The sequence below is a fragment of the Microbacterium testaceum StLB037 genome, assembly GCF_000202635.1.
Lineage (GTDB): Bacteria > Actinomycetota > Actinomycetes > Actinomycetales > Microbacteriaceae > Microbacterium > Microbacterium testaceum_F.
The window spans coordinates 2,905,425-2,930,486 of record NC_015125.1; the positions used below are offsets into that span (position 1 = coordinate 2,905,425).

Annotated in this window: 23 protein-coding genes; 14 read left to right on the forward strand and 9 right to left on the reverse strand. The window is 69.7% G+C overall.

What is annotated here, in order from left to right; translation table 11 throughout:
- The first annotated feature begins 105 nt into the window (after positions 1–105).
- The 4 genes from MTES_RS13205 (at position 106) to MTES_RS13220 (ending at position 4,065) form a co-directional block, all read left to right on the forward strand.
- Positions 106–645, forward strand: coding sequence for a hypothetical protein (locus tag MTES_RS13205; RefSeq protein ID WP_013585767.1), 540 nt, complete (start codon positions 106–108; stop codon positions 643–645).
- A 69-nt stretch (positions 646–714) separates the two neighbouring features.
- Positions 715–1,110 (forward strand): hypothetical protein, encoded by a 396-nt coding sequence (locus tag MTES_RS13210; RefSeq protein WP_013585768.1) that lies wholly within the window; start codon positions 715–717, stop codon positions 1,108–1,110.
- A 40-nt stretch (positions 1,111–1,150) separates the two neighbouring features.
- Positions 1,151–3,490, forward strand: a complete 2,340-nt coding sequence (locus tag MTES_RS13215; RefSeq protein ID WP_013585769.1) for an MMPL family transporter — start codon at positions 1,151–1,153, stop codon at positions 3,488–3,490.
- Positions 3,487–4,065, forward strand: coding sequence for an isochorismatase family protein (locus tag MTES_RS13220; RefSeq protein WP_013585770.1), 579 nt, complete (start codon positions 3,487–3,489; stop codon positions 4,063–4,065). The genes MTES_RS13215 and MTES_RS13220 overlap by 4 nt, the downstream gene beginning before the upstream one ends.
- On the opposite strand, the gene MTES_RS13225 is transcribed toward MTES_RS13220, so the two are convergent.
- The 3 genes from MTES_RS13225 to MTES_RS13235 all read right to left on the reverse strand — a co-directional run bounded on the left by MTES_RS13225 (position 4,054) and on the right by MTES_RS13235 (position 7,828).
- Positions 4,054–5,148 (reverse strand): sensor histidine kinase, encoded by a 1,095-nt coding sequence (locus MTES_RS13225; RefSeq protein WP_080575515.1) that lies wholly within the window; start codon positions 5,146–5,148, stop codon positions 4,054–4,056. The two genes, MTES_RS13220 and MTES_RS13225, sit on opposite strands and share 12 nt — an antisense overlap.
- Before the next feature lie 113 nt (positions 5,149–5,261).
- The gene (locus MTES_RS13230) at positions 5,262–6,836 is read right to left on the reverse strand and encodes a molybdopterin-dependent oxidoreductase (RefSeq protein WP_013585772.1); all 1,575 of its coding nucleotides are present in this window, start codon (positions 6,834–6,836) and stop codon (positions 5,262–5,264) included.
- A gap of 83 nt (positions 6,837–6,919) precedes the next feature.
- On the reverse strand, positions 6,920–7,828 hold the full coding sequence (locus MTES_RS13235) for a DMT family transporter (protein ID WP_013585773.1): 909 nt from the start codon (positions 7,826–7,828) through the stop codon (positions 6,920–6,922).
- An 80-nt stretch (positions 7,829–7,908) separates the two neighbouring features.
- On the opposite strand from MTES_RS13235, the gene MTES_RS13240 reads away from it, so the two are divergent.
- The 3 genes from MTES_RS13240 to MTES_RS13250 all read left to right on the forward strand — a co-directional run bounded on the left by MTES_RS13240 (position 7,909) and on the right by MTES_RS13250 (position 10,118).
- Entirely contained in the window at positions 7,909–8,373 is a 465-nt protein-coding gene (locus MTES_RS13240) for an Lrp/AsnC family transcriptional regulator (RefSeq protein WP_013585774.1), read from the forward strand.
- Between the two features lie 85 nt (positions 8,374–8,458).
- On the forward strand, positions 8,459–9,157 hold the full coding sequence (locus MTES_RS13245) for a hypothetical protein (RefSeq protein ID WP_013585775.1): 699 nt from the start codon (positions 8,459–8,461) through the stop codon (positions 9,155–9,157).
- 64 nt (positions 9,158–9,221) lie between these two features.
- On the forward strand, positions 9,222–10,118 hold the full coding sequence (locus tag MTES_RS13250) for a hypothetical protein (RefSeq protein ID WP_013585776.1): 897 nt from the start codon (positions 9,222–9,224) through the stop codon (positions 10,116–10,118).
- A 77-nt stretch (positions 10,119–10,195) separates the two neighbouring features.
- On the opposite strand, the gene MTES_RS19385 is transcribed toward MTES_RS13250, so the two are convergent.
- On the reverse strand, positions 10,196–10,381 hold the full coding sequence (locus MTES_RS19385; RefSeq protein WP_013585777.1) for a hypothetical protein: 186 nt from the start codon (positions 10,379–10,381) through the stop codon (positions 10,196–10,198).
- A 168-nt stretch (positions 10,382–10,549) separates the two neighbouring features.
- Between MTES_RS19385 and MTES_RS19575 the strand changes: the two genes are divergently transcribed.
- Entirely contained in the window at positions 10,550–10,711 is a 162-nt protein-coding gene (locus tag MTES_RS19575; RefSeq protein ID WP_013585778.1) for a hypothetical protein, read from the forward strand.
- Positions 10,712–10,740: 29 nt separating this feature from the next.
- On the opposite strand, the gene MTES_RS13255 is transcribed toward MTES_RS19575, so the two are convergent.
- Positions 10,741–11,736 (reverse strand): LacI family DNA-binding transcriptional regulator, encoded by a 996-nt coding sequence (locus tag MTES_RS13255; RefSeq protein WP_013585779.1) that lies wholly within the window; start codon positions 11,734–11,736, stop codon positions 10,741–10,743.
- A 259-nt stretch (positions 11,737–11,995) separates the two neighbouring features.
- Between MTES_RS13255 and MTES_RS13260 the strand changes: the two genes are divergently transcribed.
- The 4 genes from MTES_RS13260 to MTES_RS13275 are packed head-to-tail and all read left to right on the forward strand — an operon-like array spanning position 11,996 to position 15,891.
- On the forward strand, positions 11,996–12,868 hold the full coding sequence (locus MTES_RS13260; protein WP_231848085.1) for an alpha/beta hydrolase fold domain-containing protein: 873 nt from the start codon (positions 11,996–11,998) through the stop codon (positions 12,866–12,868).
- Positions 12,868–13,857: an alpha/beta hydrolase gene (locus MTES_RS13265; RefSeq protein ID WP_013585781.1), complete on the forward strand. Its 990-nt coding sequence runs from the start codon at positions 12,868–12,870 to the stop codon at positions 13,855–13,857. The genes MTES_RS13260 and MTES_RS13265 overlap by 1 nt, the downstream gene beginning before the upstream one ends.
- 46 nt (positions 13,858–13,903) lie before the next feature.
- Positions 13,904–15,178, forward strand: coding sequence for an MFS transporter (locus tag MTES_RS13270; RefSeq protein WP_050901795.1), 1,275 nt, complete (start codon positions 13,904–13,906; stop codon positions 15,176–15,178).
- Positions 15,179–15,207: 29 nt separating this feature from the next.
- Entirely contained in the window at positions 15,208–15,891 is a 684-nt protein-coding gene (locus MTES_RS13275; protein ID WP_013585783.1) for a CPBP family intramembrane glutamic endopeptidase, read from the forward strand.
- 7 nt (positions 15,892–15,898) lie between these two features.
- Here MTES_RS13275 and MTES_RS13280 read toward each other — a convergent pair whose 3' ends face one another.
- On the reverse strand, positions 15,899–17,065 hold the full coding sequence (locus tag MTES_RS13280; protein ID WP_013585784.1) for an FAD-dependent oxidoreductase: 1,167 nt from the start codon (positions 17,063–17,065) through the stop codon (positions 15,899–15,901).
- A 57-nt stretch (positions 17,066–17,122) separates the two neighbouring features.
- Here MTES_RS13280 and MTES_RS13285 point away from each other — a divergent pair, with 57 nt between their 5' ends.
- Together MTES_RS13285 and trpS are read left to right on the forward strand one after the other, a co-directional pair.
- Positions 17,123–17,695: a TetR/AcrR family transcriptional regulator gene (locus MTES_RS13285; RefSeq protein ID WP_013585785.1), complete on the forward strand. Its 573-nt coding sequence runs from the start codon at positions 17,123–17,125 to the stop codon at positions 17,693–17,695.
- 179 nt (positions 17,696–17,874) lie between these two features.
- A complete protein-coding gene (gene trpS, locus MTES_RS13290) occupies positions 17,875–18,927 on the forward strand; it encodes a tryptophan--tRNA ligase (RefSeq protein ID WP_013585786.1) in 1,053 nt (350 codons plus the stop codon).
- A 165-nt stretch (positions 18,928–19,092) separates the two neighbouring features.
- Here the strand turns inward: trpS and MTES_RS13295 are convergent, their stop codons facing one another.
- The 3 genes from MTES_RS13295 to MTES_RS13305 all read right to left on the reverse strand — a co-directional run bounded on the left by MTES_RS13295 (position 19,093) and on the right by MTES_RS13305 (position 24,870).
- The gene (locus MTES_RS13295; protein ID WP_013585787.1) at positions 19,093–22,953 is read right to left on the reverse strand and encodes an RICIN domain-containing protein; all 3,861 of its coding nucleotides are present in this window, start codon (positions 22,951–22,953) and stop codon (positions 19,093–19,095) included.
- A 61-nt stretch (positions 22,954–23,014) separates the two neighbouring features.
- The gene (locus MTES_RS13300) at positions 23,015–24,121 is read right to left on the reverse strand and encodes a DUF916 domain-containing protein (RefSeq protein WP_013585788.1); all 1,107 of its coding nucleotides are present in this window, start codon (positions 24,119–24,121) and stop codon (positions 23,015–23,017) included.
- Positions 24,122–24,192: 71 nt separating this feature from the next.
- Positions 24,193–24,870 (reverse strand): hypothetical protein, encoded by a 678-nt coding sequence (locus MTES_RS13305; RefSeq protein ID WP_099046955.1) that lies wholly within the window; start codon positions 24,868–24,870, stop codon positions 24,193–24,195.
- Positions 24,871–25,062 lie beyond the last annotated feature (192 nt).

Below are 25,062 nucleotides of genomic sequence, written 5' to 3' on the forward strand. Positions count from 1 at the left end.
AGGGGTTCGGCGGATTCTCCCGTCTCGGTCCCTCGTCGTCGAAGCATCGCCCGGTGCGGGCGGCGGCGCCGTCGTACTCTCGGGATCACACCCTCGGGAGACCGTATGACCCTCGCCCCCGCACTTCTCCGCCGCATCCGGTTCTGTCTCGCCGTGGTCGTCCTCGGACTCCTCGTCAGCGGGGTGACCGCCTTCCCGCTGCGCGAGGAGCTCTCCTTCGCCCGCGACGTGCTGGCGCAGCTGAACGTGGGTTCGGTCCTTCCCGGAGCGGTGTGGTGGGTGAACCACGTCGCCGAGGGACTGGACGCCACCGCCGAGGCGTACCCGTTCATCGCCTACGGCACCGACTGGCTGGCGTTCGCCCACCTCCTCATCGCCGCGGCCTTCGTCGGACCGCTCGTCGATCCCGTGCGAAACGTCTGGGTGATCGTGTGGGGACTCCTCGCGTGCGCGGGGATCATCCCGCTCGCGGCCATCGCGGGGGCGGTGCGCGGGCTGCCCCTGGGGTGGCAACTGATCGACATGTCGTTCGGTGTGGTCGCCGCGGTGCCGCTCGTCCTCGCGCTGATCTGGACACGCCGCCTCGCGCGCGGCATCCCTCCGGCGAATCCCGTCCGACCGGAGCCCCGGGAGGCTGCCCGCTAGGCTGACGGCACCCGTTCCGCCGTCGCGCGGCGGCGTCCCTCCCCGTCCGCGTCACCCGCAGGAGTACCCGTGTCGAACGCCCTCGATGCCGTCATCGAGATCTTCACGTGGGTGGGGTTGGGTGGCGGAGCGCTGCTCGCCATCGTCGCCGTCGTGCTTCTCCTCGCCGACGGGACGTGGCTTCCCGCTCGTGCGGTGGTCGAGGAGGTCGACGGCGGTCGCGTGGTGCGCTGGTTCGACGACCAGGGCGGGGTCAACGAGGCGCCGCTGTCCGCCCACGACGACGCGAAGATCGGTGCCGCCGACATGGCCGACATCTTCTTCCGCCGGGGGAGCGCGCACCGGATGCGGCTCTCGCGGTCGTCGCCCCTGGTGAGGTTCGTCTCTCTGCTCTCGGCGGGGATCCTCGGACTCGGGCTCGTCGCCTTCGTGCTGTCGATCGTGGTCCTGTTCGCCCGGGGGTGACGACTGGCGCGAAAGCTATGTCGCTAGATAAGCTAGCGATATGTCCCGCCGCACCTCGCCTCCCGCTCTCCGTCGCGATCGCGTCGCGCCCCGCGTCCCGCGGTGGCTGCGCATCGGCATCCCAAGCCTGCTCGTCCTGCTGTGGGTGGTCGGGGGCTCGATCGGCGGTCCGTTCTTCGGCAAGGTCGACGAGGTTGCGACCAATGACCAGTCGTCGTTCCTGCCCCAGTCGGCGGATGCCACGCGCGTCAGCGAGCGTCTCACCGACTTCACCGGCGGCGACACGATCCCGGCCCTGATCGTGGCCGAGACCAGCGACGGCAGTGCTCTCTCGGACACGCAACTCACCGCGCTGCGCACGCTGGCGACCGAGGCGGCGGGTCTCGAGGGCGTGGAGGGCGAGGCATCCCCGCCCGTCGTCTCCGAAGACGGGAAGGCGGCGCAGATCTTCCTGCCGCTCGACAGCTCCGGCGAGGTGCGCGAGGTGGTCGAGGCCGTGCGCACCCTTGTCGCGGCCGACGTCCCGGCGGGCGTGCAGGCCTGGGTCACCGGCCCCGCCGGGTTCACCGCCGACCTCGTCAAAGGCTTCCTGGGTATCGATGGCCTGCTGCTCATCGTGGCGCTCGGCACGGTGTTCGTGATCCTCGTGGTCGTCTACCGATCGCCCCTGCTGCCGATCCTCGTGCTGCTGACGTCGGTGTTCGCCCTGTGTGTCGCGCTGCTCACGGTGTGGTGGCTCGCGTACGCCGGGATCGTGGTGCTCAACGGGCAGGTGCAGGGCATCCTGTTCATCCTCGTCATCGGCGCCGCGACCGACTACGCGCTTCTGTACGTGGCGCGGTTCCGAGAGGCGATCGGCGCGGGGGAGAAGAGATGGGATGCCACGATCCGGGCCTGGAAGGGGGCGTTCGAGCCCATTCTCGCCTCGGGCGGCACCGTGATCGCCGGGCTCCTCTGCCTGTTGCTGTCGGACCTCGCGACCAACCGTGCGCTCGGCCCGATCGCGTCGATCGGCATCGCGTTCGCCGTGCTGTCGGCGCTGACGTTCCTGCCGGCTCTGCTCGCCCTCTTCGGACGTGCGGCGTTCTGGCCCTTCCTTCCGAAGCCGGGCAGCGCAGACCTGCCGGACGACCTCACCGTCCCCGTGAAGGGGCTCTGGCCGCGGCAGGCGCGTCTCGTGGCGCGACGGGCGCGACCGATCTGGATCGTCTGCACGGTCGTCCTCCTCGCCGCGTGCGCCGGGCTCACGCAGCTCCGCGCGGACGGCGTCCCCTCCAGCGATCTGGTGCTCGGTGCCTCCGAAGCGCGCGACGGGCAGGCGGCGCTCGCCGAGCACTTCCCGGGCGGCTCGGGCAGCCCCGCGTACGTCCTCGTTCCCGAAGAGCGTGCGGCTGCGGCCGTCGAGGTGCTCGATCGGGCGGACGGCATCGACTCGGTCGCGGTTCTCTCCGCCGACGCCCCCGGGGGACAGGCCCCCGTCCAGGTGGCCGACGGCGCTCTCGCGACCACCGCGTTCGGCCCGCCGGGAACCCCCGCGCCGACGCCCACGGTGTCTGACGGCGACGTGCTCCTCGCGGCGACGCTCACCGACACCGCGGACTCGGCGGCGGCCGACGACGCCGTTCGTCAGCTGCGGGTCGATCTCGCGACGGAGCTGGGGGAGGGAACCGCGCTGGTCGGCGGCGTGACGGCGACCGACATCGATTCGATCGACACCTCGATCCGCGACCGCACGCTCATCATCCCGATCGTGCTCGCGGTGATCCTGCTGATCCTGATGGCTCTGCTGCGTTCGGTCGTGGCGCCGCTGATCCTCATCGGCACGGTGATCCTGTCGTTCGGCGCGGCGCTCGGCGTGAGCGCGCTCGTCTTCAACGGACCGCTCGGGTTCCCCGGGGCCGATCCGTCGGTGCCGCTGTACGGCTTCGTCTTCCTCGTCGCGCTCGGGGTGGACTACAACATCTTCCTGATGTCGCGGGTGCGCGAGGAGTCGCTCGCCCACGGCACCCGGGCCGGCATCCTCCGCGGGCTCGTCGCGACGGGCGGGGTCATCACCTCGGCGGGGCTCGTGCTCGCGGCGACTTTCGCCGCCCTGGGGGTGATCCCGATCCTGTTCCTCGCCCAGCTCGCGTTCATCGTCGCCTTCGGCGTGCTGCTCGACACCTTCGTCGTGCGCTCGCTCCTCGTGCCGGCGCTCGCCCACGACCTCGGCGCCGTGGTCTGGTGGCCCTCAAAGCTGTGGCGGCGCGAGCGGACCGGCGCGGGGGTCGCCACCGGCGCGGACGCGGCCCCCGCCACCCGCGCGGGTGCCGCCCCGGCCACTCGCGGCGAGGGTGGCACCCGCCACACCCGCGCGAGCGCGCGTAAGCTCGACTCATGACCAGGGCGCTGTTCATCGTGGATGTCCAGAACGATTTCACCGAGCACGGGGCTCTCGGAGTCGCCGGGGGCGACGCCGTCGCCGAGCGGATCTCGCGTTATCTGGCCGCGCACGCCGACGAGTACGCCGTGATCGTCGCCTCCCGCGACTGGCATCATGGCGACGACGACAACGGCGGCCATTTCTCCGCCACTCCCGACTTCGTCGACTCGTGGCCCGTGCACTGCGTCGCGGGTACCGAGGGGGCCGAGTACGACGCGGTGTTCGATGCGAGCCGCGTGACGCACCACCTCAAGAAGGGGCAGGGGCGTCCGGCCTACTCGCTGTTCGAGGGCGTCTCGGACGACGGGCAGACCGCGGCCGACATCCTCGACGCCCACGGGATCCGCGACATCGACATCGCGGGGATCGCGACCGACTACTGCGTGCGCGCGTCCGCCCTCGATGCGGTCGCCGCCGGCCGCGAGGTCCGCGTGTTCACCGACCTCGTCGCGGGCGTGCACCCCGATTCGAGTGCGGCGGCCCTGGCCGAGATCGAGCGCGCCGGAGCGACGCTGGTGACCTCAGAGGTCTAGTTCCTCGGCCCGCGGGATCGAGATGGTCACGCGGGTTCCGACGCCGGGCTCGCTGCTGAGACGCAGGACGCCGTGGTGCTCGGTCACGATCCGCTGCACGCTGGCGAGACCGATGCCGCTGCCGCCGTCCTGGGCGTCGGCGAAGCGTCCGCGCTCTCCCTCCTCGACGATGCGCTGCAGGTCCTCGGGATGGATGCCACGACCCCGATCGCTCACGGAGACCGCCGCCCCCTCGTCCGTCTCGTACACCTCGATCGTGATCTCGTCGTCGGAGTACTTCGCGGCGTTCTCGAGGACGTTCGCGACCGCGCGGCGGAGACCCAGGATGTCGCCCTTGACGGCGACGGCATCCATTCGTCCGAACACGACGCGCCCGGGCCCCTCGCCGGGGAGGACGAGGGCGACGGCACCGCGGGCGATCAGGTCGAGCGTCGCCTGTCGTCGCCCGCGCTCGGGCCGCGTCAGGGCGTCGGTCATGAGGGCTTGGGCCATCGCGACGAGGTGATCGCTCGTCTCGCTGGCGAGTCGCAGCAGGCGGTGATCGGCGGGGAGCTCTTCGCTGAGCAGATCGAGGTATCCGCGGAGGGCTGTCACGGGCGAGAGGAGATCATGGGCGAACGTGCGCTGCAGCGCTGCCTGCTCGTCGGCGATCTGCTTCTCGCTCGTGAGATCGCGGACGAGCTTCACGAAACCGAGCACCTGCCCCTGCTCGCTCCGGATGGCCGAGATCGTCACGCGCGCCCAGAACTCGCTGCCGTCCTGGCGGACGCGCCAGCCCGTGTCCTCGACGTGGCCGTCGCGCTGAGCCGCGGCCAATAGACGATCCGGGATGCCGCGCCGTCGGTCCTCCTCGCGATAGAAGCGCGAGAAGTGGGAACCGAGGATCTCGTCCTCGGTGTAGCCCTTGATGAGCTGCGCCCCGAGGTTCCACCCGCGCACGAAGCCGCCGCCGTCGAGTTTGACGATCGCGAAGAGGTCGACCTGATCGTCCCAGTCGGTCGGCAGGACGCGCCGGAAACTCGCGAGCGGACGGTCTGGGCCACCGGGGACGTCGTCCGCCCGGGGCGGAACGGGGGCGCTCATCCGCGCACGGCGGAACACTCGGGAATGCTTGCTGAGGGCATTCTTCGATCTTGACCGGTGAGGGGCACGGGCACCAGCACTTGACAGGACTTTCTGGCCGGATGACGCGCGCGTCAGCTGACGGTCACCAGCGTGCGCTGCCAGCCGCTCGACCCGTTGGGCGCGATCGCCGCCTGTTCCTGGATCTGCAGGTTGCCCGCCTTGTCCCGCGCGCGCACGGCGATGTAATGCGCGCCCGGGTCGGCGTTCCACTCGAGTTTCCACTGCACCCACGACTGGTCGTTGATCGGGGTCGACAGGGTTGCCTGCTGCCAGTCCCCGTCGTCGATGCTCACCTCGACCGCTTGCACACCGATCGGCTGCGCCCAGGCCATCCCACCGATGACCACGGTGCCGGCGGAGACGGGAGTGCCGATCTTGGGAGTGTCCACGCGCGATGACATCTTGATGGGGGCCTCGGCCGCGTAGCCGCGCGGAGTCCAGTACGCCTCGGCCTCGTCGAAGCGCGTCACGGTCAGCTTCGTCACCCACTTCGTCGCCGAGACGTAGCCGTACAGACCCGGGACGACCATCCGCACCGGGAAACCGTGCTCGAACGGCAACGGTTCCCCGTTCATGGCGACGGCGAAGATGGCATCCAGGTCGTCATCGATGAGAGACGCCAGGGGAGTGGATGCTGTGTACCCGTCGACGCTCTCGGAGAGCACCATGTCGGCCCCGCTCTGCGGACCCGCCTTGCGCAGGACGTCGCGGATGGGGACGCCGGTCCAGATCGCGTTGCCGACGAGGTTGCCGCCGACCTCGTTCGACACGCAGGTGAGCGTGACGCCGTACTCGTCGAGGCCCATGCCGACGAGATCGTCGAAGCTCAGCTCGATCGGGGTGTCGACCATACCCTCGATCGACAGCTTCCAGGTCGTGGGATCGACGTTCGGAACGGTGAGCGCGGTGTCGACGCGGTAGAAGTCGGAGTTGGGGGTGATGATCGGCGTGATGCCGGGAACGCCCAGGTCCGCTCCGGCGGGCACCGTCACGGTGGTGCGCGGGGAGGGGATGCGCAGGGCATCCCGCGCGGCGGCCACGGACGCCGTCGCCACGTTGACGACGCGGGCGCCGACGCCGACGACGATCGCGGTCGCGGCGGCGATCCCCGAGACGAGGAAGAAGCCGCGACGGTCCACTCCGGCGGCGGGGGCATTGTCCGCGACGGAGGCGTTGACCCACTTCCGCAGCCGCGCGGTCAGGATGAGCAGCAGCGCCACGCCGGCGAGGGTCCCGACCACGGGCGGCAGCCAGGCGAGGGCGCTGGCTCCGGTGCGCGTGACGATCGCGGCGGTCGCCAGCGCGCCGCCGATCGCGAGGAGGATCGCGCCGACGAGACGGAACCGGTACTCGAGAAGCCCCGCGATCGCAGCCGCGACGACAGCACCGAGTCCCACTCCGACCAGGAGGGCGATCTTGTCGGACTCCCCGAACAGTGTGATCGCGAGCTCTTTCAACGGCCGCGGCACGATGTCGACGATGAACGATCCCACCGCGAGGACCGGGCTCGCTTCGCGCGCGAAGATCGCGGCCAGCAGTTCGGCGCTGCCGAGCAGGGCCAGAGCCGACACGACCCCGGCGAGCGGCGCCCAGATCCAGGTGCGCGGTCGGCGGATGGCGCGTGCGCCGGCGGTCTCGGTGGTCATGGCATCCCTCGTCTCCGACGGGCACGCGGGGCGGGACCGTCACCCTCGTATTCGGAACGGGAAGGAGAACGGATGCCGCCGCCTCAGCGTCGCGGAGCGAGATGGAACAGCGCGACCCCCGACACGATCAGCGCGAGGGCGACCGCGAGGCCCGCGGTGATCGGCTCGCCGAGGAGCGGAACCGCCACCACGGCGGTGAGCACCGGGCTCAGGGCTCCGGCACTGGAGGCGAGGCTGCCGCCGAGGTTCTGGACCGCGACGACGTAGCAGGCCGTCGAGAGGAGCCCGGTACCCACTCCCTGCACGAGCGCGTAGGTCCCGATCTGCGACCACGGCACGGTGCCGTCGAGCAGGTGCGACGGCATCGCACCCGTCAGGGCCAGGGCGACAGCCGCCAGGGTGGAGGTGACGCTGATGACGACGATCACGCTCACGAGGTCCAGTCGAGCGGATGCCAACCCCAGCGTGTAGAGCGCCCAGACCAGGCCGGCGGCCAGCAGGATCGCGATCCCGCCGAGATCGGCCGAGCCCCCGCGGAGGATCGCGCTCGCCGCGACGCCGACGACGATCGCCGTCAGGGCGAGGAGGCGCCGAGGAGAGACACGGGTGCGGTGACGCAGGAAGAGCAGAAGCGTGACGAAGAGGGGAACGGTGCCCGGGACGAGCAACCCCGTGAGCCCCGCCGAGGTGAGCTGTGCGCCCCACGCGAAGAGGAGGAAGTGCGGGATGCCGGCGAGGAGCACGAGCGCGAGGGCTCCGGCACCCGCTCCGCGCAGGGAGCGCAGCGTCCGGGGAATCCACGGAGCCAGCAGGACCACGGGGACGGCGAAGCGCAGGATCGCGGCATCCGCCGTCGTCAATCCGGTGGCTTCGAGAGCGCGAGTCGACAGCGCGAACGCCGACCACAGGGCGATCACCCCGGCGAGAGCGGCCGTGCCGACGACGGTGCGGCGCGAGAGAGCTAAGCGCGGGGCGAGCGCGAAGGTGGTCACGTCGTCAGCGTAGGAATTTCCCCGGCGCAGGCGATTGCGGAAATTGCTCTACGGGCGGCCTGATTGGCAGAATCTGCTTCATGCACGCTCTGGATGATATCGATCGCCGAATTCTCCGCGAACTCGAGCAGGATGGACGGATCTCCAACCAGGACCTGGCCGACCGCGTGGGGCTCTCGCCGTCGCCCTGCCTGCGTCGGGTCCGGCAGCTCGAACAGGCCGGGGTCATCGAGGGGTATCGCGCGGTCGTCTCACCGAAGGCCGTTGACCTCACCATCACCGCCTTCGTCCGGTTGCGGCTCGCCTCCCACGAGGGGGCGACGGTGGATGCCGTCGAGGAGCGCCTGCGTGCGATCCCGCACATCGTGGAGGCTCATCTGCTCGCCGGCGATTGGGATTACCTCGTGCGCATCGTCACCCCGAGTTTCGAGGAGTACGAGCGGCTTCTCCGCGAGAACCTGCGCGCGATCCCCGCGCTCGCGTCCATCGACACGACCTTCGCCTTCGCGGTGACGAAGCCCGTATCGCCGTTGCCGCTCGGATGACGCGGCCGGGGTGACCCGCGCCTCGCCGATACGATGACACGACCCGTGGCATCCGGCATCCGCCCCCGCCCGAGAGGAGCCCGACGTGGAAGACCTCACGCGCTGGGTGGCGGCGCTGACCACGCTCGTGGGGCTCGGACTCACCCTCGGCCTGAACCCCGCGCTGTACGGCGCGACGGCCGACATGCTCGCGCAGAACGTCCGCGTCGTGCCGCGAATGGCGTGGATGGTCGCGGGCCTCGCGACCGGGGCGACCATCCTCTACCTCGCGCTGCAGAGTTTCGACCCGACCGAGTTCGTGACCGCCGCCGAGCGGAGTGCGACCACGGCGGTCCTGGATCGCCGGGTCGACCTCGCCGCGGGTGCCCTGTTCCTCGCGGGCGCGGTAGCCGTCGCGGTCTGGCGTCTGCGCGTGCCGGTGCGCCCCGTGCGCGCCCGGGCGACGAAGAGCCGCGCGCACTCCTGGAGCTACTACGTGCTCGGGGTGAGCTGCTCGATCATCGGATTCACGACGCTGCCGATCATGTACATGACCGGGCGGATCGCCGACGGCGTGAGCGATCATCCCGCTCTGCGGTGGGTGGCGTACGCGATCTTCCTCGTGGCGCTCGCCGCGCCGTTCGTGCTCCTAGCGACCGCGTGGCTGCATTTCCCCGTCACGGCGGCGCGCGTCAACGGCTACTACGTGCGGGCGATCGACATGGATCACCGGTGGCTCTACGCCGGGGTCCTGGGCCTCGCCGGGGTCGCGTGCGTGACCCTCGGTCTCCTGCCCGGTCGTTGAGGGTCAGCGCTTCGCGCGCGAGTCGGCGGCCCGAGTGGAAGCGGCGTCTTCGTAGACTCCCGGCATGGCTTTCGCGTCGTTCCGAGACGATCCGTCGATCCTGCTCGCGACGCTGGGCCCGGGCGGGCGCTCCGGGGCCGAGGTCCGCTCGGTGATCGCGACGTGGGACATGATCAACGTGGACGTCCCCTCGCGCGAGATGATCGAGACGGCGGCGGGCGCGCTCCAGCGTGCGGGCCTCGTGACCATCGAAGAGGGGTGGCGACTCCGCCTCACCGCCGAGGGAGCTCGGATCCGACGCATACCGCGTGTCTCCGGAATGCGATCGCTTCCGAGCGCTCTGGGGGAACTGCTGCCGCCGTTGACGCCTGATCCGTCCGTGGTGCTGCCGCCGGAGATCTACGACGCCGCGTTGGACGACTACCTGCACCCTGCCCCGCTGCTCCCACGGTGGGTGTCGGCCCTCTTCCGTTCGGGTCAGTCCGCTAAGGGCTCGAGGCCGAAGAGAGCGGGAGGCGGGTCCACCTCAGGCCGCACCGGGGTCCCGTTGGTGCGCCGCGGTCTACCGGGATGCGATGATCGGCGGGTGATGAGCGACGAGGAGTCCGAGGCGGATGCCGATGACGATGCCGGTCACGTGATCGTCAGCCTGAGCGTCTCGACGACGACCCGTGTGGACGAGCTCGAACGGTATCTCGAAGATCCATCGGGGCCCCCCTTCATCTATGACCTCGGTATGTCGAGCTTCGATGAGTCCGCGGCTGAGGCGCGGGCCGACAAGCTCGAGATGACGATCACGGAGCTCGTGGATCGGCTGGAGGACGTCCCGCGCGCTGTGCTCCACGACCCGGAATCCTTCGTGCGGCTGTACATGACGCTTCCCGCGGGAGCCGAGACGATCGGGGCCGACATCGTGAAGCGGCTGGCCGAGGTGAACGCCACGATCTGGATCGACGCGTAGCGCACCCTCGACCCGGCGTCCGAGACCCCGCCGGGGTCGCATGCGTGACCCTCGGGCTGCTGCCCGGTCGTTGAGGGTCAGTGCTTCGCGCGCTGCTTCTGCACCTTCGCGATGACCTTCCGGCGCACCTTCCGCACCTTCGGGTCGGTCCACACGCGGTAGGCGACGGTTCCGGCGGCGACCGCGCGGCCGATCGCCGTTCGGGCGAGGACAGCCCCCGCGAGGCCCACGGCCCCGGTTCCTACCCAGCGTGCAACTCCCATGGCATCCCTCGTTCTCTCGGTGAAGCACCCACCTCACACGATGGGGCGAGGGATGCCAGGGCGCTTGCGCCGCGGTGCGCGATGTGCAGGGGCGCCCGCACGCGAACGGCGGGATCGCTCTCACGGGGGATGGTTGTATCGAAGTTCTTCGGTCGGTCAAGGTGAGGCATGACGAGAACAGTTCTGTATGTCATCGCCTCCGTGGCGTTCGCCGTCGCGGCCGTGGCAAGCGCCATCGGCGGGCAATGGGTCATGGCCTCCGCGTTCGTGGCCATCGCGGCCGCGTTCCTCGTGATCGCCATCCGATCGCGTCGCGATCCGGGGCGTTAGGCGTCCCCCGGCCGTCACCTGCTCGGTCGTCAGGCGCTCGGGGTGCTACTGGCGCGGACGACGAGCCGCGGGGTGAGCGTGAGCGACTCGAGGTGCGTGTGCTCGCCGTCGGCCAGGTCGAGAATCAGCCGCATCGCCGCCCGCCCGGACTCTTCGAAGGGCTGCCACACCGACGTGATGCCGAGGATCTCGGACGCGATGCTCCCGTCGTAGCCGACGAGCGCGATGGGCCGCGCGAGGGGGAGGGTGGAGAGGACGGCGTGGACCTCCGCAGCGAGGTGGTCGTGATTCGCGACGACCGCTGTCACAAGAGGGTCCGACACCGCCGCCTCGATTCGGGATGCCAGCGCCGCCGAATCCGGCACCTCGCAGCCGACGACCTCGACGTGTCTCGACATCCCCTCGGCCCGGAGCATTCCCGCTGACACGTAGTCGGAGGATCGCTGCGTCTCATGCACGAAAGCGACCCGGCGATGCCCGAGGCTCCCCAAGTGCCGGCCGATGAGCTCGCCGCCACGACGGTCGTCGATGAGCACGACGGGAATGTCCGGGTGGATCCCGGTGCTGTCGGGGACATCGACCAGGACGACGGGCGGTCCGGGGAGGGATGCGGTTTCGGTGGCGTCGCGAGAAAGGGGTGCGCCCATCACGATGATGCCGTCGATACCCGCCCGAACCGGGAGTGCTTCCAGGACGGGAGCATCCGCTCCAGCCGTCGAGGGCAGGTCGTGCACGACGATGTCGACCCCCACCGTCGAGGCGAACGTCAGCATGCCCGTCAATCGCGTGTAATACGACGGATAGGTCGAGAAGGGCGCGGCGACGGCGATCCGCTTCCCGGCGGAGAGCTGGGTCTGACCTCGATAGCCCAGACGAACGGCCGTAGCGATGACGGACTGTCGGGTCACCTCGTTCACCTTGTGCGGACGATTGATGGCCAGAGAGACCGTGGAGATGCTGACCCCGGCCGCTTTCGCCACCTCGTAGATCGTGACGCGACCTCGATCGGAGTTCTTCTTCGTCATCGCGCACCCTAAAACCTTTGTATCGAAGTGTTTTGATCGTACAGAGTGTCAGGAAGAGAGGAGTCGACGTATGAGAAATCGCAGGACAGTCGACCCGTTCGTCGCGGCGACCGCCCGTCGGATCGATTCGGCGGCTCGCGGGGACGGCCCCGCATCCCGCGGACCGCGGCGCCCGTCGAGCGATCCGGTTGCGCGCCGCGAGGACGCGCGGCGACAGGATGCCATCGCCTTCGCTGCGATGCGGATAAGTGCCCCGTCGGTGGCTGTGGAAGAGCACGTCCTCCCCGTGGCGCCTCACCCGGACGCGCGGCTCCGCGTCTACTGGCCCACGGAAGAACCGCTCGACGCGTCCTCCGTGGAGAAGGTCCCGATCCTCGTGTACTTCTTCGGCGGCTCGTTCACCGTGGGCGGGATCGACTGGGTCGGTCTCGACGCCATGTACCGGGCGCGGGCGTCGGATGCCGGGGTGATCGTCGTCGCCGGCGAGTACTCCCTCGCTCCGGAGGTCACGTATCCCGCCCAGCCCGAACAGTGCTGGGCGGTCCTCGAATGGACCGTCGCGCACGCCGCGGCCATCGGGGGAGACGCGAGTCGGGTAGCGATCGGGGGAGCGTCGGCGGGGGCGAACCTCGCCGCGGCCGTCGCGCTCATGAACCGCGATCGCAGCGCTCATCCGCTGCGTCTGCAGATCCTGGAAGTGCCGGCCCTGGACCTGACGGGCTCCCACCTCGATGCGCGAGCGGTTTCACCGCTGCTGCCCGGGTTCGTGGTGCGCCGCCTTCTCCGCCCGATCGTCCGCGACTATCTCGGCGCCGACAGTGCACGAATCGCCGGCCTCGATCCGTACGCGTCACCGATGCTCGCGTCGGATCATTCGGGTCTCCCGCCCGCACTCATCCTGACCGCGGAACGCGATGTGCTCCGCGGCGATGGCGAGGCCTACGCGCGCGTGCTCTCGGCATCCGGTGTTCCCGCCACCTGTGTCCGCTACCTCGGACAGGACCATGGATCAGCCGGATACCGCGGTCTCAACCCGGCTGCCGATCACGCCCACCGGCAGGTCGTCGCCACGCTCCGGACGCTTCACGACGATCCCGTCGACTACTCGGCGGCTCTCGGGGTATCGGCCTGATGGACGACACCGCGATCGAGGTCGCGCCGGCCATCCTCGCGTGGGCAGAACGGATCGCGGAACTCTCGCGATCCTTGCCGGGGCTGACGGCGGAGGACATGTCCGTGCGTCGAGAGGCGGAACGACGTCTGTCGGATGCGCTCGCTCTCGAGTTCTGCGAGCCGCCCGCCCGTGACGTGACGGTTCGCGACGAGGTGGTCCACACCGCCGTAGGCCCCCTCCTGCTACGCCGATACCGCCCTCCGGGCCTGCCCTCGGCCGCGCCGACGGAGGTTTTCCTCCACGGTGGCGGCTTCATCTCGGGGTCCGTGCGCGAAGTCATCAATGATCGGCTGCTGACGGCTCGTGCACGACGTGCTCGCGTGCAGGTGGTTGCGTTGGAGTACCGCCTGGCGCCCGAGAATCCCTACCCCGCCGCCGTCGAAGACACGGTCGCCACGATCGACGTGCTGCGCGAAGATCCCGGACGATTCGGCGTGGATGCCACGCGGATCGGCATCGCGGGTGTCTCGGCCGGTGCGGGCATCGCCGCGAGCGCGACCCTGTTCCTCCGCGATCGCGGCGAGAGCCCTCTCGTTCTCCAATCCCTCGAGGTTCCCGCACTCGCGCTCGAGGCCTTCGGTCCTTCGTCGGTCCGGTTCGCACGCGGGTACGGGCTGGATGGGTACGAGGACCTGCTCGAGCTGTATCTCGGCGGCGGACCGGGGCCGCACACGACGGGCGCCCAGCCGCTCTTCGTGGCCGACCTCGCCGGACTGCCTCCCACCTTCATCCAGGTCGCCGAGTTCGACCCCTTGCGGGATGCGGGTCTCGAGTTCGGCGAACGGCTGCGAGCAGCCGGGGTCCCCACCGCCGTGTTCCTCGGTGCCGGGCATGTGCACGGTTCTCCCGGCCTCACGGCGACGTTCCCGCCCGCTCGCGCCTGGCACCGCCGATCGGCTGCCGCGGCGCGGCTCGCCTACCACCGTGCGAGTGACCACTCCGCTTGAGACCTCGAGGACGACGATGTTCCCTCCCACCCCTTCCGATCCCGCCATGGCGTCACCCGCGCCCGCGTTCGCGACGAGCACCGCCGCGCGGGACGACATCCCCGGCAGCCCCCAGCCCCGCGGGTTTCTTCCTCTGTTCGTCCTGGCGTGGTTCGGGGTGACGATCGCCCTCGGCACGATCAGCGGAGCCTCGATCCCCAAAGCGTTGGCGTTCCTCGACGACGCGACGAAGGCGACGAACCTGTCGATCATCGCGGGTGCCGGGGGCGTCATGATCATCGTCATCACGCCCCTGTTCGGCCGGCTCTCCGACCGCACGATGTCGCGCTTCGGCATGCGGCGGCCCTGGCTGATCGGTGGAGCCCTCGTCGCGACGGTCGGTGTCATCGTGCTCGCCCTGACACAGGATCTCGTCGGGACCCTCGTCGGGTGGCTGATCGTTCAGGCCGGATTCGGCGCGAGCAACATGGTGATCCACGCACTCCTGGCCGATCAGATCCCCCGGCGCATCCGCGCACGCGTCGCCGCGGCCGCCGGCGTGGCGACCGGGCTCGGACTCATCGTCGGCGCGCAGATCATGGTGCTGCTTCCGAACGACCAGAGATGGGCCTGGTTCGTGGTGCCGGGTCTGATCGGTGTCGTGCTGAGTGCTCTCTTCGTGTTCCGCTTCCGTGACATCGTTCGGACGGCGCCGCCGCCGCCCTTGCGTGCGGCTGACGTCCTCTCGACGTACTGGCTGAGTCCTCGCCGGTACCCCGACTTCTTCTGGGCTTTCTTCTCGCGGTTCTTGGTGACGATGTCGATCACCGCGATCTCGACCTTTCTGCTGTTCATCATCATCGACCGGCTCCACGTGCCCGTGACCGAGGCCTCACCGGTCCAAGCCCTCGCGCTGGTGGTCTTCACGATCGGCAACATCGTGACGGCGGTGCTCTTCGGATGGATCTCCGATCGATCGGGCCGACGCAAAGCCATCGTGGTCGTCGCCAGTGTGCTGAGCGCGCTCGGTCTGGTGGTCACGATGCTCGCCTCGGACGTCGGCTCGATTCTGATCGGTATCGCGATCGTGGGAGCCGCACAGGGGGCGTACGTGTCGGTCGACGTGGCGCTCATGACCGAAGTCCTCCCCTCCTTCGATGAGGCGGGGAAAGATCTCGGCATCGTCGCCCTGTCCTACCAGATCCCTCAACTGCTCATTCCGGTGATCGCGCTCCCGCTGCTGGCCGCCGGAGGGGGCGGGTACGACGCGTTCTTCGTCCTCGCGATCGCGTTCGCGGTCGTCGGCGGGCTCGCCGTCCTTCCCATCCGTTCCGTGCGCTGATCGAGACATCGCCCCGAAAGGAGAACCCCATGACTCCCCGCGCCATCGTCGGCGTTCTCGCGCTCCTGCTCGCGCGAGGCGCTCTCCTGGCTGTCGCCGCCTCCGTCCTGATTCCTCAGGGGGCCGGCATCCTGCTCAATGTCGTCATCGTCGGTATCGATCTCGCGACCATCCTGGTGGTGGCCCGACTCGTGCGGAAGAACGGGGGAGGGCTGCGGAGCTTCCTCGGACCGCTCGTGCTGCGGCGCGACCTCCCCTTCGCCGGCATCACGATGTTCGCCCTCTTCCTCGGTCTGGGCGTCGGCACCTTCGTCGGCAACGCGCTGATCTACGCCGGCCCCGCGCCCGCGTCGTCCTCGCCGGGCTCCGTGCCGGTGTGGGTCGGGCTCTGGTCTCTGCTCCTCATGCCCGTCACCGTGGCGGTCGCGGAGGAACTGCTCTACCGGGGCTGGGCGCAGGAGCGACTGCTCGCGGTGTGGCGTCCGTGGGTCGTCATCACCGTCGTGGCGGTCGCCTTCGGGCTCCAGCACGCGGCCCTGTCCGCGACCAGCCTGGGAGAGGCGGTCGTGCGGGTGATCGCGACGGGCCTCGCCGGAGCGGCGCTGGGAATCCTCCGGTACCGGGGCGTCTCTCTGTGGGCGCTCATCATCGGCCACTGGGCCTTCGACGTCATCGGCCTCGGAGTGCCCGCCGTGCTCCGATCGCTCGCCTGAGCCGCCGTCAGGCGTCGAGTTGCGCGATGCGCCGGGTCAGCGTGTGCTGCCGCCGAGGCGAACGCAACGCCACGCCCATCGCCGCGTTGCGGAGGCCGCGGAGAATCGGGCTCCGCAGGGTGGCCATGCGGGTCATTCGATCGGTGAGAGTGATGACTCCCTGCGCGGCGGGGCGACGAAGTCGTTCGTAGTCGTCGAGGCGATCCTCCGCGCGCTCGCCCTCCAGGACGTCGTTCAGGATGCCGCCGAGCAGAACGGCATCCTGGATACCGAGGTTCATCCCCTGGCCGCCGGCCGGACTGTGGACGTGCGCCGCGTCGCCGGCGAGGAAGACGTTCCCGTCACGATAGGCGGACGCGAGCCGATGGGCGACGCGGAAGCGCGAGCTCCAGGCGACGGACCGCACGACGGCGTCCCCCGGCCCTCGTTCGTCGAGGATGTGCTGGACGTCCGCGGCCGTGGGTTCGGCGGGCGCGTCGTCCATGGTCGCGACGATCCGGTGGCGTCCACCGGGGAGCGGGGCGACGACGACGAGGCCCTGCTTCGCGAGGAACAGCTGCACCTCGTCCGGCGCGAGGGACCAGGTCATCGAGACGTCGGCGAGAACGAAGGAGGCGGCGTACTCCGACCCCTCGAACGTGATCGCCCGCGCTTTCCGCACCCCGCTCCGACTGCCGTCCGCGCCGATGACGAACCGGGACGTGGCCTTCTCACGGGTGCCATCACGATGGCGGAGGACGACGGACTCCGCTCCCGCGCCGGTGCCGAAGGACTCGAACGCGACTTCCCTCTCGATCTCTCCGCCCAGGTCCGTGAAGGCTCGGGCGAGGAGTTCCTCGGTGCGCGCCTGCGACAGCATGAGGGTGAACGGGTACGGCGTCTCGAGGCTCCGGAAGTCGAGGTGGGCGAGCTTCCTCGCTCCGTCTCGAACGGTGAAGTCCGGCACGATGACGCCCTCGTCGACGATCGGCGCCGCCAGGTCGATGGATGCCAGCACCTCGAGCGTCCGCGCGTGGATCACCGCGGCGCGAGAGGTCGATGCACCGTGTTCCGCTGCGTCGACGATCCGAACGTTCGCCCCGCGCCGGCGCAGCGTCACGGCGGCGGCGAGGCCGACCGGACCGGCTCCGATGATCAGGACATCAGTGGTGTGAGGAGAATCGGAAGTCATCATGCGTTGACAATTTCACCGCGATCGAGAAAAGTCAACGCTTGTTGTTAAAATCTCCGCATGACTCCCGAGGACCCCCAGGCACCCACGGCGAAAGGCCGGCGATCCCGCGAATCGATCCTCCGCGCGGCCGCCGCGCGCTTCGAAGCCGACGGCTTCGACCGCACGACTGTTCGGGGGATCGCGAAGGACGCCGGCATCGACGCGGCGATGATCGTCCGCTACTTCGGAAGCAAGGAGAGCCTCTTCCTCGCCGCGACCGCGATCGATCTCGAGTTGCCGCGCCTGGACACCGATCCCGAGGGCGGCCCGGGGTACGCCCTCGCGCGACACGCGATCGCGCTCTGGGAGAGTGAGACTCCCGGACGAGCGCTTCGCATCCTGCTGCGGGCTTCCGCGCAGGACGCGGATGCGGCGGACCGGGTGAAAAAGGTGTTCACGACGCAGGTCTTGCCGTTTCTCTCCGGAAAAGGGGAGCGTTCGCCCACGCATGCCGGCCTCGTCGCCTCGCAGATCCTGGGGTACGCCTTCGGTCGCTACGTCCTCGGGCTGGAGCCCCTTGTCGGTGTCGCCGACGACGACGCGGCGCGCCGACTCGGCGCCGCCCTTCAGGCCGTGATCGACACTCCGTGATGCCCGGACATCCCGTCGCGCGGGCGCGCATCGGGCGGTAGTGTTCCTCCATGCGTACCCTGACGACGTTCTGGTGGCGGCTGCAGTAGCAGCCAGGTGACGCATGTTCGCGGGCTGCACGGCAGCTCGCGCCCCGCAGGTCTTCCCGTGCAGCCCTCTCGACCGGAGGACTCGCACTCATGGACTCATTCGCCGCGACCCAAGCCCGAATGGCCGACCTCGACGACCGCATCCGCGCCGCGCCGAGTCGCTTCCGCGTGCTCACAGGGGAGCGGCCCACGGGGCGTCTTCACCTGGGCCACTACTTCGGGACCCTGTCGGAGCGAGCCGTGCTCCAATCCCGGGGAGTCGAGGTCTTCCTCGTGCTCGCGGACTACCAGGTCATCACCGACCGCGACACCCTGGAGAACGTCGCGGACAACGTGGGGGACATCGTCCTCGATTACCTCGCGGCGGGGCTCGACCCTCTGGGGACGACGATCTTCCCGCACTCCGCCGTGCCGTCCCTCCATCAGCTTCTGCTCCCGTTCCTGAGCCTGGTGACGGAGGCGGAGCTGCATCGGAATCCCACGGTCAAAGCAGAGACCGCCGCCTCGGGCCGCGCCCTCAGCGGACTGATGCTGACCTACCCCGTCCATCAAGCCGCCGACATTCTCTTCTGCAAGGGCAACCTGGTCCCGGTCGGAAAAGACAACCTTCCCCATGTCGAGCTGACGCGCGTCGTCGCACGGCGGTTCAACGAGAGGTTCGGACCCGTCTTCCCCGAGCCGGAACCGCTCGTCACGACCTCGCCGGAGGTGCCGGGCGTGGACGGACGCAAGATGTCGAAGAGCTACGGCAACGCGATCGCCCTGGGAATGACCGAGGACGAGACAGCGGCCGTGATCCGCCGCGCGCGAACCGATGGAGAACGCCGGATCACTTTCGATCCTCCGCGGCGCCCGGGAGTCTCCGCGCTTCTCACGACGATCTCCCTGTGCACCGCGACGCCGCCGGAGATGATCGCGGACGAGATCGGCGATCGCGGCAGCGCCGAACTGAAACGCCGGGCAACGGATGCCGTGAACGCTCGGTTCGCGGAGCACCGGCGCCGTCGGGCTGAGCTCGGGGCCGACCCCGAGGTCGTCGATTCCGTCCTTCGTTCCGGGATCGAACGGGCGAGGGAGATCGCGGATCGCACGCTCGACGAGGTTCGCGAGGCGATGGGAATGCACTACCTGCGACGGCCCTAGCGGGTCGTACCGGGAGGTGCGACCGACCGTGCAGCGGCGGGCCACGGTGAACCCCACGATCTGGGCCGACACTGATCGGGAGGCCCCGATTCGAGACGCGCCCCCTCGACCGGAACGGGGCGCCGGACGAGTGTCCGACGCCCCGCTCCAGACGGTTCGCGCTGATCAGCCGCAGGCTCGACGGCTGTAGGTGGCCGTCGTGTCCGTCGCGCTGGAGACTCCGCCGACGACGCCGCGAACGGTGGCGACGACCGAGCCCGCCGGGAGCGTCCCGGTGCGTCCCGTGAGGGCCACCGAGCCTGTCTTCCCTGCGCTCAGCGACGTGATCGTCCGCGAGCCCAGCGGCGTGGCGATCTCGACCGACACCGTCACCGCCGCGCGATTGGTCACCTGCACGGTCAGCACGGGCTTGCCCGCGGCGCAGCGGGTCGAGACCGACACGCTGGATGCCGTGAGCGCCGTGCGGGCCGCGACGGTCGCCGAGGTCGCGGTGGCCGAGGTGAACCCGTCCTTTGTCGTGGTGGCGCGCACGGAGAGCGCGTGCCCGACGTCGGCCGACGCCACCGTGTACTGCGTGCCGGTCGCCGACGTGATCGGGGCCCCGTCGCGCAACCACTGCAGGGTCGTGGTCGCATCGGCGGGGTCGGTCGTGGCCACGCTCGCGGTGAGCACGGAGCCGGTCACCGGGTCCCCGGAGATGGTGGGAGCGCTGAGCCCCACCTTGCGGGAGACCGTCACGGTGTACGTCCGCACGGTCGTTCCGTCGGCCGCGGTGACGGTCACCGTGCCGACACCGTTCGCGTCCGCCGGCTGGACGATGGCGACGCGCGCGTTCGTGTCGGTCGGAGCGGCGTGAAGGGTCGGCCACGCCGCTCCGGCGTGCTCGACCGTGTACGACGTCGTCCCGGATGCGAACGCGGGCACCTGCTGGTAGTCGGTGCTGAGCCGCGCGAGATCCGCCACCGAAGAGGTGCTGGGGGCGAGAGCGAAGATCTGCACTTCCGACACGACGAGGTGCGTGGACGGGTAGGCGTTCATGACGACGCGAACCTGCGAAGCCGACACGTCGCCGAGAGGCACATCGACGACGGGAGCCCCGCTCGTCGGCGTGTCGACGGTGACGGTTCCCGCCGAGGTCCAGGTGCCGCCGGGCGTCTGGTACTCGACGGACATCGTCTTGGCCCAGCTGGTGGCGGAGCCGTCCTTGTAGAAGAACACCTTGACGTGGCGGACGTCCCGCGTGCGGTCGAGGGCGTACGTCAGGGTGTCCTGCGCGTTGAGCGTGCCCGAACGCCAGTTCGACCACCCCTTGTCGCTGGTCGACCCGTTCTTCGTGCGGTCGACACTGTACGAGTTGCTCTCGGTGTACGTCGCGGACGCGGTGCTCGCCGGTGCGACGTTGGTCTCGCCCGGTGTGGTCACCACCACCGACAGCTGCGCGTCGAGCGCGGGCTGACCCGTCTCGTTCGAGACGGCGGAGCCGCGCACGGTGACGACACCGGTCTGAGCGAACGCGTTCGCGGCGACGCCCGTCCAGTTCCACGTGACGGCGGTGTTGGTCCGCGCGTCGGACGATCCGACCCGAGCGGGAACCGTGGTGGGCGCTGCTGATTGCACCGCGGCCAGCGAGCTCCCCGCGTAGACCGTGACGGAGACCGGGTCGGTGTCGACGTATCGGCCCACGTCGACGGTGGCCGTCGCGGTGAAGGCCGAGCCGAAGGCATCCGTCCCCTGACCCGACACCTGCCGGGTGCCGGGCTGAGACCAGTCGATCGACGTGGTGTCCCAGGTGACGTCCGCCGAGCGCTGCACTCCGCCGGCGTACGAGAGGGTGACCTGGCCGGGCAGCGACGGAGCGCGGCCGGACGGCGTGGCCGCCGTGACGGGCGAGACGGACGCGATCGCCGTGCTGGCGAGGGTCCACCTCTGATTGCCGCCGCCGTTGGCGGTGTACACCCCGACGGACGCGCCGTCGGCGGTACTGGCCTGGTTCACGTCCAGGACGCTCTGCGAGCTCGCGTTCGCGAGCGCGAACGTCTTGCCGTCGGTCGTCGAGGGAGTCCACCGGACCCGCGGATCGGTGTCGGATACGGTCCCCGGGTCGAGAAGCGTCGTCCCCTGAGAGGTCGCGGCGAGGAGCTTTCCGGCGCCGTTGGTGAGGGAGACCGTCTGGCGGTTCGTGCCGGCACCGGAGAGGACGTGCGCGGTCCACTTCTGGGTCGTCGCGGTGGATGCCGCCGTCGCCGAGGTGCGCAACACGATTCCGGAGGTCTCGCCGCTCAGAGCCTTGCCGCTCTGCGCGCCGATGAACTGGTAGCTCTTGCCGTCCTCGAGACGCGGGGCCGCGGCGGCGACGCCGGACACGCCCTTCACGACGAACGTGGTGACCGATTTCGCCGGCACCGTGAGGGTCGCCGACTTCTTCGCGAGGTCCACGGGAACCGTCGTCCCGGCAACGAGCGCGTTCGCGGTGACATCGGTGTCCGGAGACTGGGTGGTGACGATGGGTGTCACCGTCGCCCCGGCGGAGAGCGTTCCGAACTGCGACAGGTCGATGGTGATGTCGCGCGAGGCGGTGTCGGAGTTGACGTGCACGAGCGTCACGCCGTCACCGGCCGCCGTGACCGCCGCCGTGGTCTGCGTGTCGTCGGTCGGAATGAGGTGATCCCCCGGGTGGATGTAGTGCGTGAAGTTGCGGATCGTGTTGAACTTCGCGTTGGTCAGCACCTTGCACGAGGGGTCGGCGTCACCGTCGGCGAGGCGCCGCGCCGACTTCCCGTCGGCGTTGCAGTCGAAGTCGACGAAGATGCTGCCCCAGTTGGTCTTCTCGACCTTCTGCATGTTGTAAAGGTCTTCCACGGGCTGCCAGAGCACCCAGGCGCTGGGCTCGAGCTCGCGGAGATCGTCGACCATGTGCCCGGCCACCCCCAGACCGTTGTCGATGTTCGTCTGGTTGAAGCCCTTGCCGGAGCTGTCCCAGTTGCCCTCGACCTCGCTCATCCACAGGTTCTTGTCGCTCGTCTTGGCGATGTCGCGCACCGCGAGGCGCCCCGACGTCCCGTACGTGTGGACGTTGAGCCGACTGACTGCGGACTTCGCCTCCGCGCTCCACCCGGCCCAGTCGGTCTGGAAGATGCTCGGGTTGGTCTCGTCGGGCGAGGCGATGTGCGCCTTCGTGGTGGTCCCGGGTTGCGCGAGACGGTCGCGCAGAGCTTTGATCACGAGGTCCTGGTTGGCGGGACCGACGTGGGCGCCTTCCTGCCGGCTCGCCGTCGTGGGCCACCCGTTCGACCCGATGTTCGTGCCCCAGTAGTTCGTGTTCGGCTCGTTCAGCGGCTCGATCGAGTCGAACGAGATGCCGTAGGTCTGCTCGAGGTGCTGGGTCACGTTGACGAGGTAGCTGGAGAACTTCGCCATGTCGGCGGGAGCGATCTGCTCCGAGGTCGAGTTCGTGCCGCCCGAGACGTAGCCGCTCTGGGTGAGGAAGTAGGGCGGCGAGTTGCTGAACGCCTCCCACTTCGTCACCTTGTTCTTCAGCGCGTTGACCCACCAGTTCTGGGCCGGATCGGCGGTGAAGTCGTACGACGAGGCGCTCTCGCCGTCCCACGCCGCCTTGTACCGATTGCGATCCGCGTACGTCGAGGTGATCGCGCCGTTCGCGTCGGTGGCGTTCAGATTCGGATTCCACCATCCGGGAACCGCGCCGCCGGGGCGCAGGTAGGACGGAACGTCGGTCGCGTTGCCGCCGCCGATGTTGTATCGCGCGACGTTCAGGTTGAGCCCGTCGGTGCCGAACACCTTCTCGTACAGGTCGTTGCGGACGGCGTCGGGGTAGCCTCCGGTCGCTTCGGCGAACCAGGCGAGGCTCGTGCCCCATCCCTCGAACGCGGAACCCTGCGAGGCGGGGTTCGGCGTGATGCGCACGACGTTGGCGGCAACCGCAGGGGATGCCGCCGACGCCGCGACGAACGATCCCGCGACCGTCGCGGCGACCGCGAGCGCCGCGAATGCTGCTCGTGTTTTCATTTTCCGTTCGTTTCTCATCGCGTGGGGGCGATGGCTAGGGGTGAATCGTTGTCCGTCGCGTTCAGGGGAACCGACGGGTGTTGCGTGTCCTTCGAAGACGGAGAGGGTGCTCATCTCCCATCGCCGCAGCGCGACGGCCCTCCTCCCGTGCGGCGCGAAGCATCGCGTCGAGCCGCGAGCGCGAACGCCGTCGACCGACGGCGGCCGATGCCACCACGAGGGCGATTCCCGCGAGGGCCGTCAGCTGCGGCCACGGCACCGAGAACACCGTCGTCTGGGCCGAGACCGAGTTCATCGGCACACCCCGGCCCTGGTCGTCGGCCGCGGAGCCGGTGAAGTCGACGGTCAGGGGAGCCCAGAACAGCACCCACGCCGACGGCAGGTCGACGCTGAAGCTGCGACGTTCCCCCGGGAAGATCGTGACCTTCCCGTCGTCGCCGGTGGGGAAGTCCTGAGCCTCGAAGCCTCCCGTGACGGTCCCGCCGGCGACCACCATCGTGTTCCCGTCGTTCACCACGTCGAAGGTCGCGCGCAGCGTGCCGGGCTGGAAGGGATTCCACGACAGGTCGTACGAGCCGCTCGGGTTCTCGATGTGCACGGCGGCGGAGAGCTCACCGCTCACCCGCGTTGTCACGCGGAACCCGACACGGCTGTCGACGGCCACCTGAGCATCCCCTTGCGTGCCGGAGGACAGAACGGATGCCGCGATGCCGGCGGAGTGGTCTCCGGGCTGGGCATCGGCGGGCACCGTCGTCGTGAAGGCGACGATCGCCGTTTCGTTCGCGGGAACGGTCACCTGCTCCGGGAGGGAGATCCAGGTTCCGGCATCCTTCGACTGCTGGCTTGTGGGGAGCATGTCGAAACGTCCGCTCGGCGTGTGAAAGCCGTCGGCGGCGGTAAGGCGGAAGGTGACGGTGTCGGTGCTGAAGTTCCGCACGGCGAAGTGATCGACGGCGGACGCCCCCGGATCCAGATCCTGCTCGATGATCCCTCGGTCGTCCGGGGCGCTCTCCCCGGCGGGAGTGACGGACCAGGTGATGTCCGGGGTGGCATCCTCAGCTCGTGCCATCGGCGCCGCGAGCATCGGTGCGGCGATGACCGAGGCCGCGAAGGCGAGCACGGCGACTCCGATCAGGGGCCACCGGCTGATGCGGGCATCCATGGTCATGTTCTCTCCTCCGGCTCGGCGTGCGGTCGGGCTCTGTGTCGCGTCGACCGCACGCCCGGTGCGAACAGTCGTCAGTTCACGTCTTCGAAGAGCGAGAGCGTCAGTGTCGAGTGGTACTCGCCCGGGGCGACCGTCGCGGGGGCCTTCAGGAGCAGGTGCGCCGTCGCCGACGACTGCGTCTGGCCGGCACTGACGAGAGCGGCCGAGTCGAGTCCGGCGTACAGCAGGTCGCCGCTCACCAGTCCGGTGTTGTTGTCGTCCGCGGGTGAGTTGGTGGCGGCGTCGGGGTGCGGCACGACGACGTCGCCCGGTGCGACGTTGCCGTCCCCGTCGGACCCGACGAGAGCCGGGGTCCACCCGAGGTTCGCGGCGGGGATCGTCGCCCCCGAAGGACCGGAGAACGCGGTGGCCTGTCCGGTCACGTACCACCAGCGCGACTGCCCGGTCGTCAGTCCCGAGGAGATCTCCGCCGCGGTACGGGTGTCGGTGACGGTGACTTTCGGCAGGTCACCGGCGAAGGCACGCTGGGCCGCCGAGCCGGATGACGTTTCCGCGAGCGCGGCGGTGGTGCCCGCGACGGTCAGCGTGAGCGAGCCGGGCGCGACGACCGGCGCGATGTCGACGGAGACGTCGACGTCGGTGCCGGACCCCACCTGGTTCGCGTAGGCGGCACTGGCGGTTCCCATCAGCAGGAGGCATCCCGTCGTGGCGACGACGAGACGGGCGGCGAGGCCTGTGGACATTCTCATGGTGTTTCTCTCTCCGATCACCGCGGCGGTGATCACGGGTGGGGTCGTTCGACGGGTGTCGATCGGTGTCTCGTCGTCGACCGCGGATGCGCGTGTCGATCGGATTCGCTGGGGTCGTCCGTCACAAAGCTGCCGCGCGTTCGTGGGACACGGCAGAGGGGGCGGAACGGCTTCGTGCGGGCGGCGGTGTTC

What these genes read in the sequence shown, in the direction of transcription:
- MTES_RS13205 (WP_013585767.1), top strand. Translation starts at nt 106, where the DNA reads ATGACCCTCGCCCCCGCACTTCTCCGCCGCATCCGGTTCTGTCTCGCC.
- MTES_RS13230 (WP_013585772.1), bottom strand. Translation starts at nt 6,836, where the DNA reads ATGACCACCGAGACCGCCGGCGCACGCGCCATCCGCCGACCGCGCACC.
- MTES_RS13280 (WP_013585784.1), bottom strand. Translation starts at nt 17,065, where the DNA reads ATGATGACTTCCGATTCTCCTCACACCACTGATGTCCTGATCATCGGA.
- MTES_RS13275 (WP_013585783.1), top strand. Translation starts at nt 15,208, where the DNA reads ATGACTCCCCGCGCCATCGTCGGCGTTCTCGCGCTCCTGCTCGCGCGA.
- MTES_RS13305 (WP_099046955.1), bottom strand. Translation starts at nt 24,870, where the DNA reads ATGAGAATGTCCACAGGCCTCGCCGCCCGTCTCGTCGTCGCCACGACG.
- MTES_RS19385 (WP_013585777.1), bottom strand. Translation starts at nt 10,381, where the DNA reads ATGGGAGTTGCACGCTGGGTAGGAACCGGGGCCGTGGGCCTCGCGGGG.
- MTES_RS13215 (WP_013585769.1), top strand. Translation starts at nt 1,151, where the DNA reads ATGTCCCGCCGCACCTCGCCTCCCGCTCTCCGTCGCGATCGCGTCGCG.
- MTES_RS13255 (WP_013585779.1), bottom strand. Translation starts at nt 11,736, where the DNA reads ATGACGAAGAAGAACTCCGATCGAGGTCGCGTCACGATCTACGAGGTG.
- MTES_RS13295 (WP_013585787.1), bottom strand. Translation starts at nt 22,953, where the DNA reads ATGAAAACACGAGCAGCATTCGCGGCGCTCGCGGTCGCCGCGACGGTC.
- MTES_RS19575 (WP_013585778.1), top strand. Translation starts at nt 10,550, where the DNA reads ATGACGAGAACAGTTCTGTATGTCATCGCCTCCGTGGCGTTCGCCGTC.
- MTES_RS13240 (WP_013585774.1), top strand. Translation starts at nt 7,909, where the DNA reads ATGCACGCTCTGGATGATATCGATCGCCGAATTCTCCGCGAACTCGAG.
- MTES_RS13300 (WP_013585788.1), bottom strand. Translation starts at nt 24,121, where the DNA reads ATGACCATGGATGCCCGCATCAGCCGGTGGCCCCTGATCGGAGTCGCC.
- MTES_RS13285 (WP_013585785.1), top strand. Translation starts at nt 17,123, where the DNA reads ATGACTCCCGAGGACCCCCAGGCACCCACGGCGAAAGGCCGGCGATCC.
- MTES_RS13265 (WP_013585781.1), top strand. Translation starts at nt 12,868, where the DNA reads ATGGACGACACCGCGATCGAGGTCGCGCCGGCCATCCTCGCGTGGGCA.
- MTES_RS13220 (WP_013585770.1), top strand. Translation starts at nt 3,487, where the DNA reads ATGACCAGGGCGCTGTTCATCGTGGATGTCCAGAACGATTTCACCGAG.
- MTES_RS13250 (WP_013585776.1), top strand. Translation starts at nt 9,222, where the DNA reads ATGGCTTTCGCGTCGTTCCGAGACGATCCGTCGATCCTGCTCGCGACG.
- MTES_RS13225 (WP_080575515.1), bottom strand. Translation starts at nt 5,148, where the DNA reads ATGAGCGCCCCCGTTCCGCCCCGGGCGGACGACGTCCCCGGTGGCCCA.
- MTES_RS13270 (WP_050901795.1), top strand. Translation starts at nt 13,904, where the DNA reads ATGGCGTCACCCGCGCCCGCGTTCGCGACGAGCACCGCCGCGCGGGAC.
- trpS (WP_013585786.1), top strand. Translation starts at nt 17,875, where the DNA reads ATGGACTCATTCGCCGCGACCCAAGCCCGAATGGCCGACCTCGACGAC.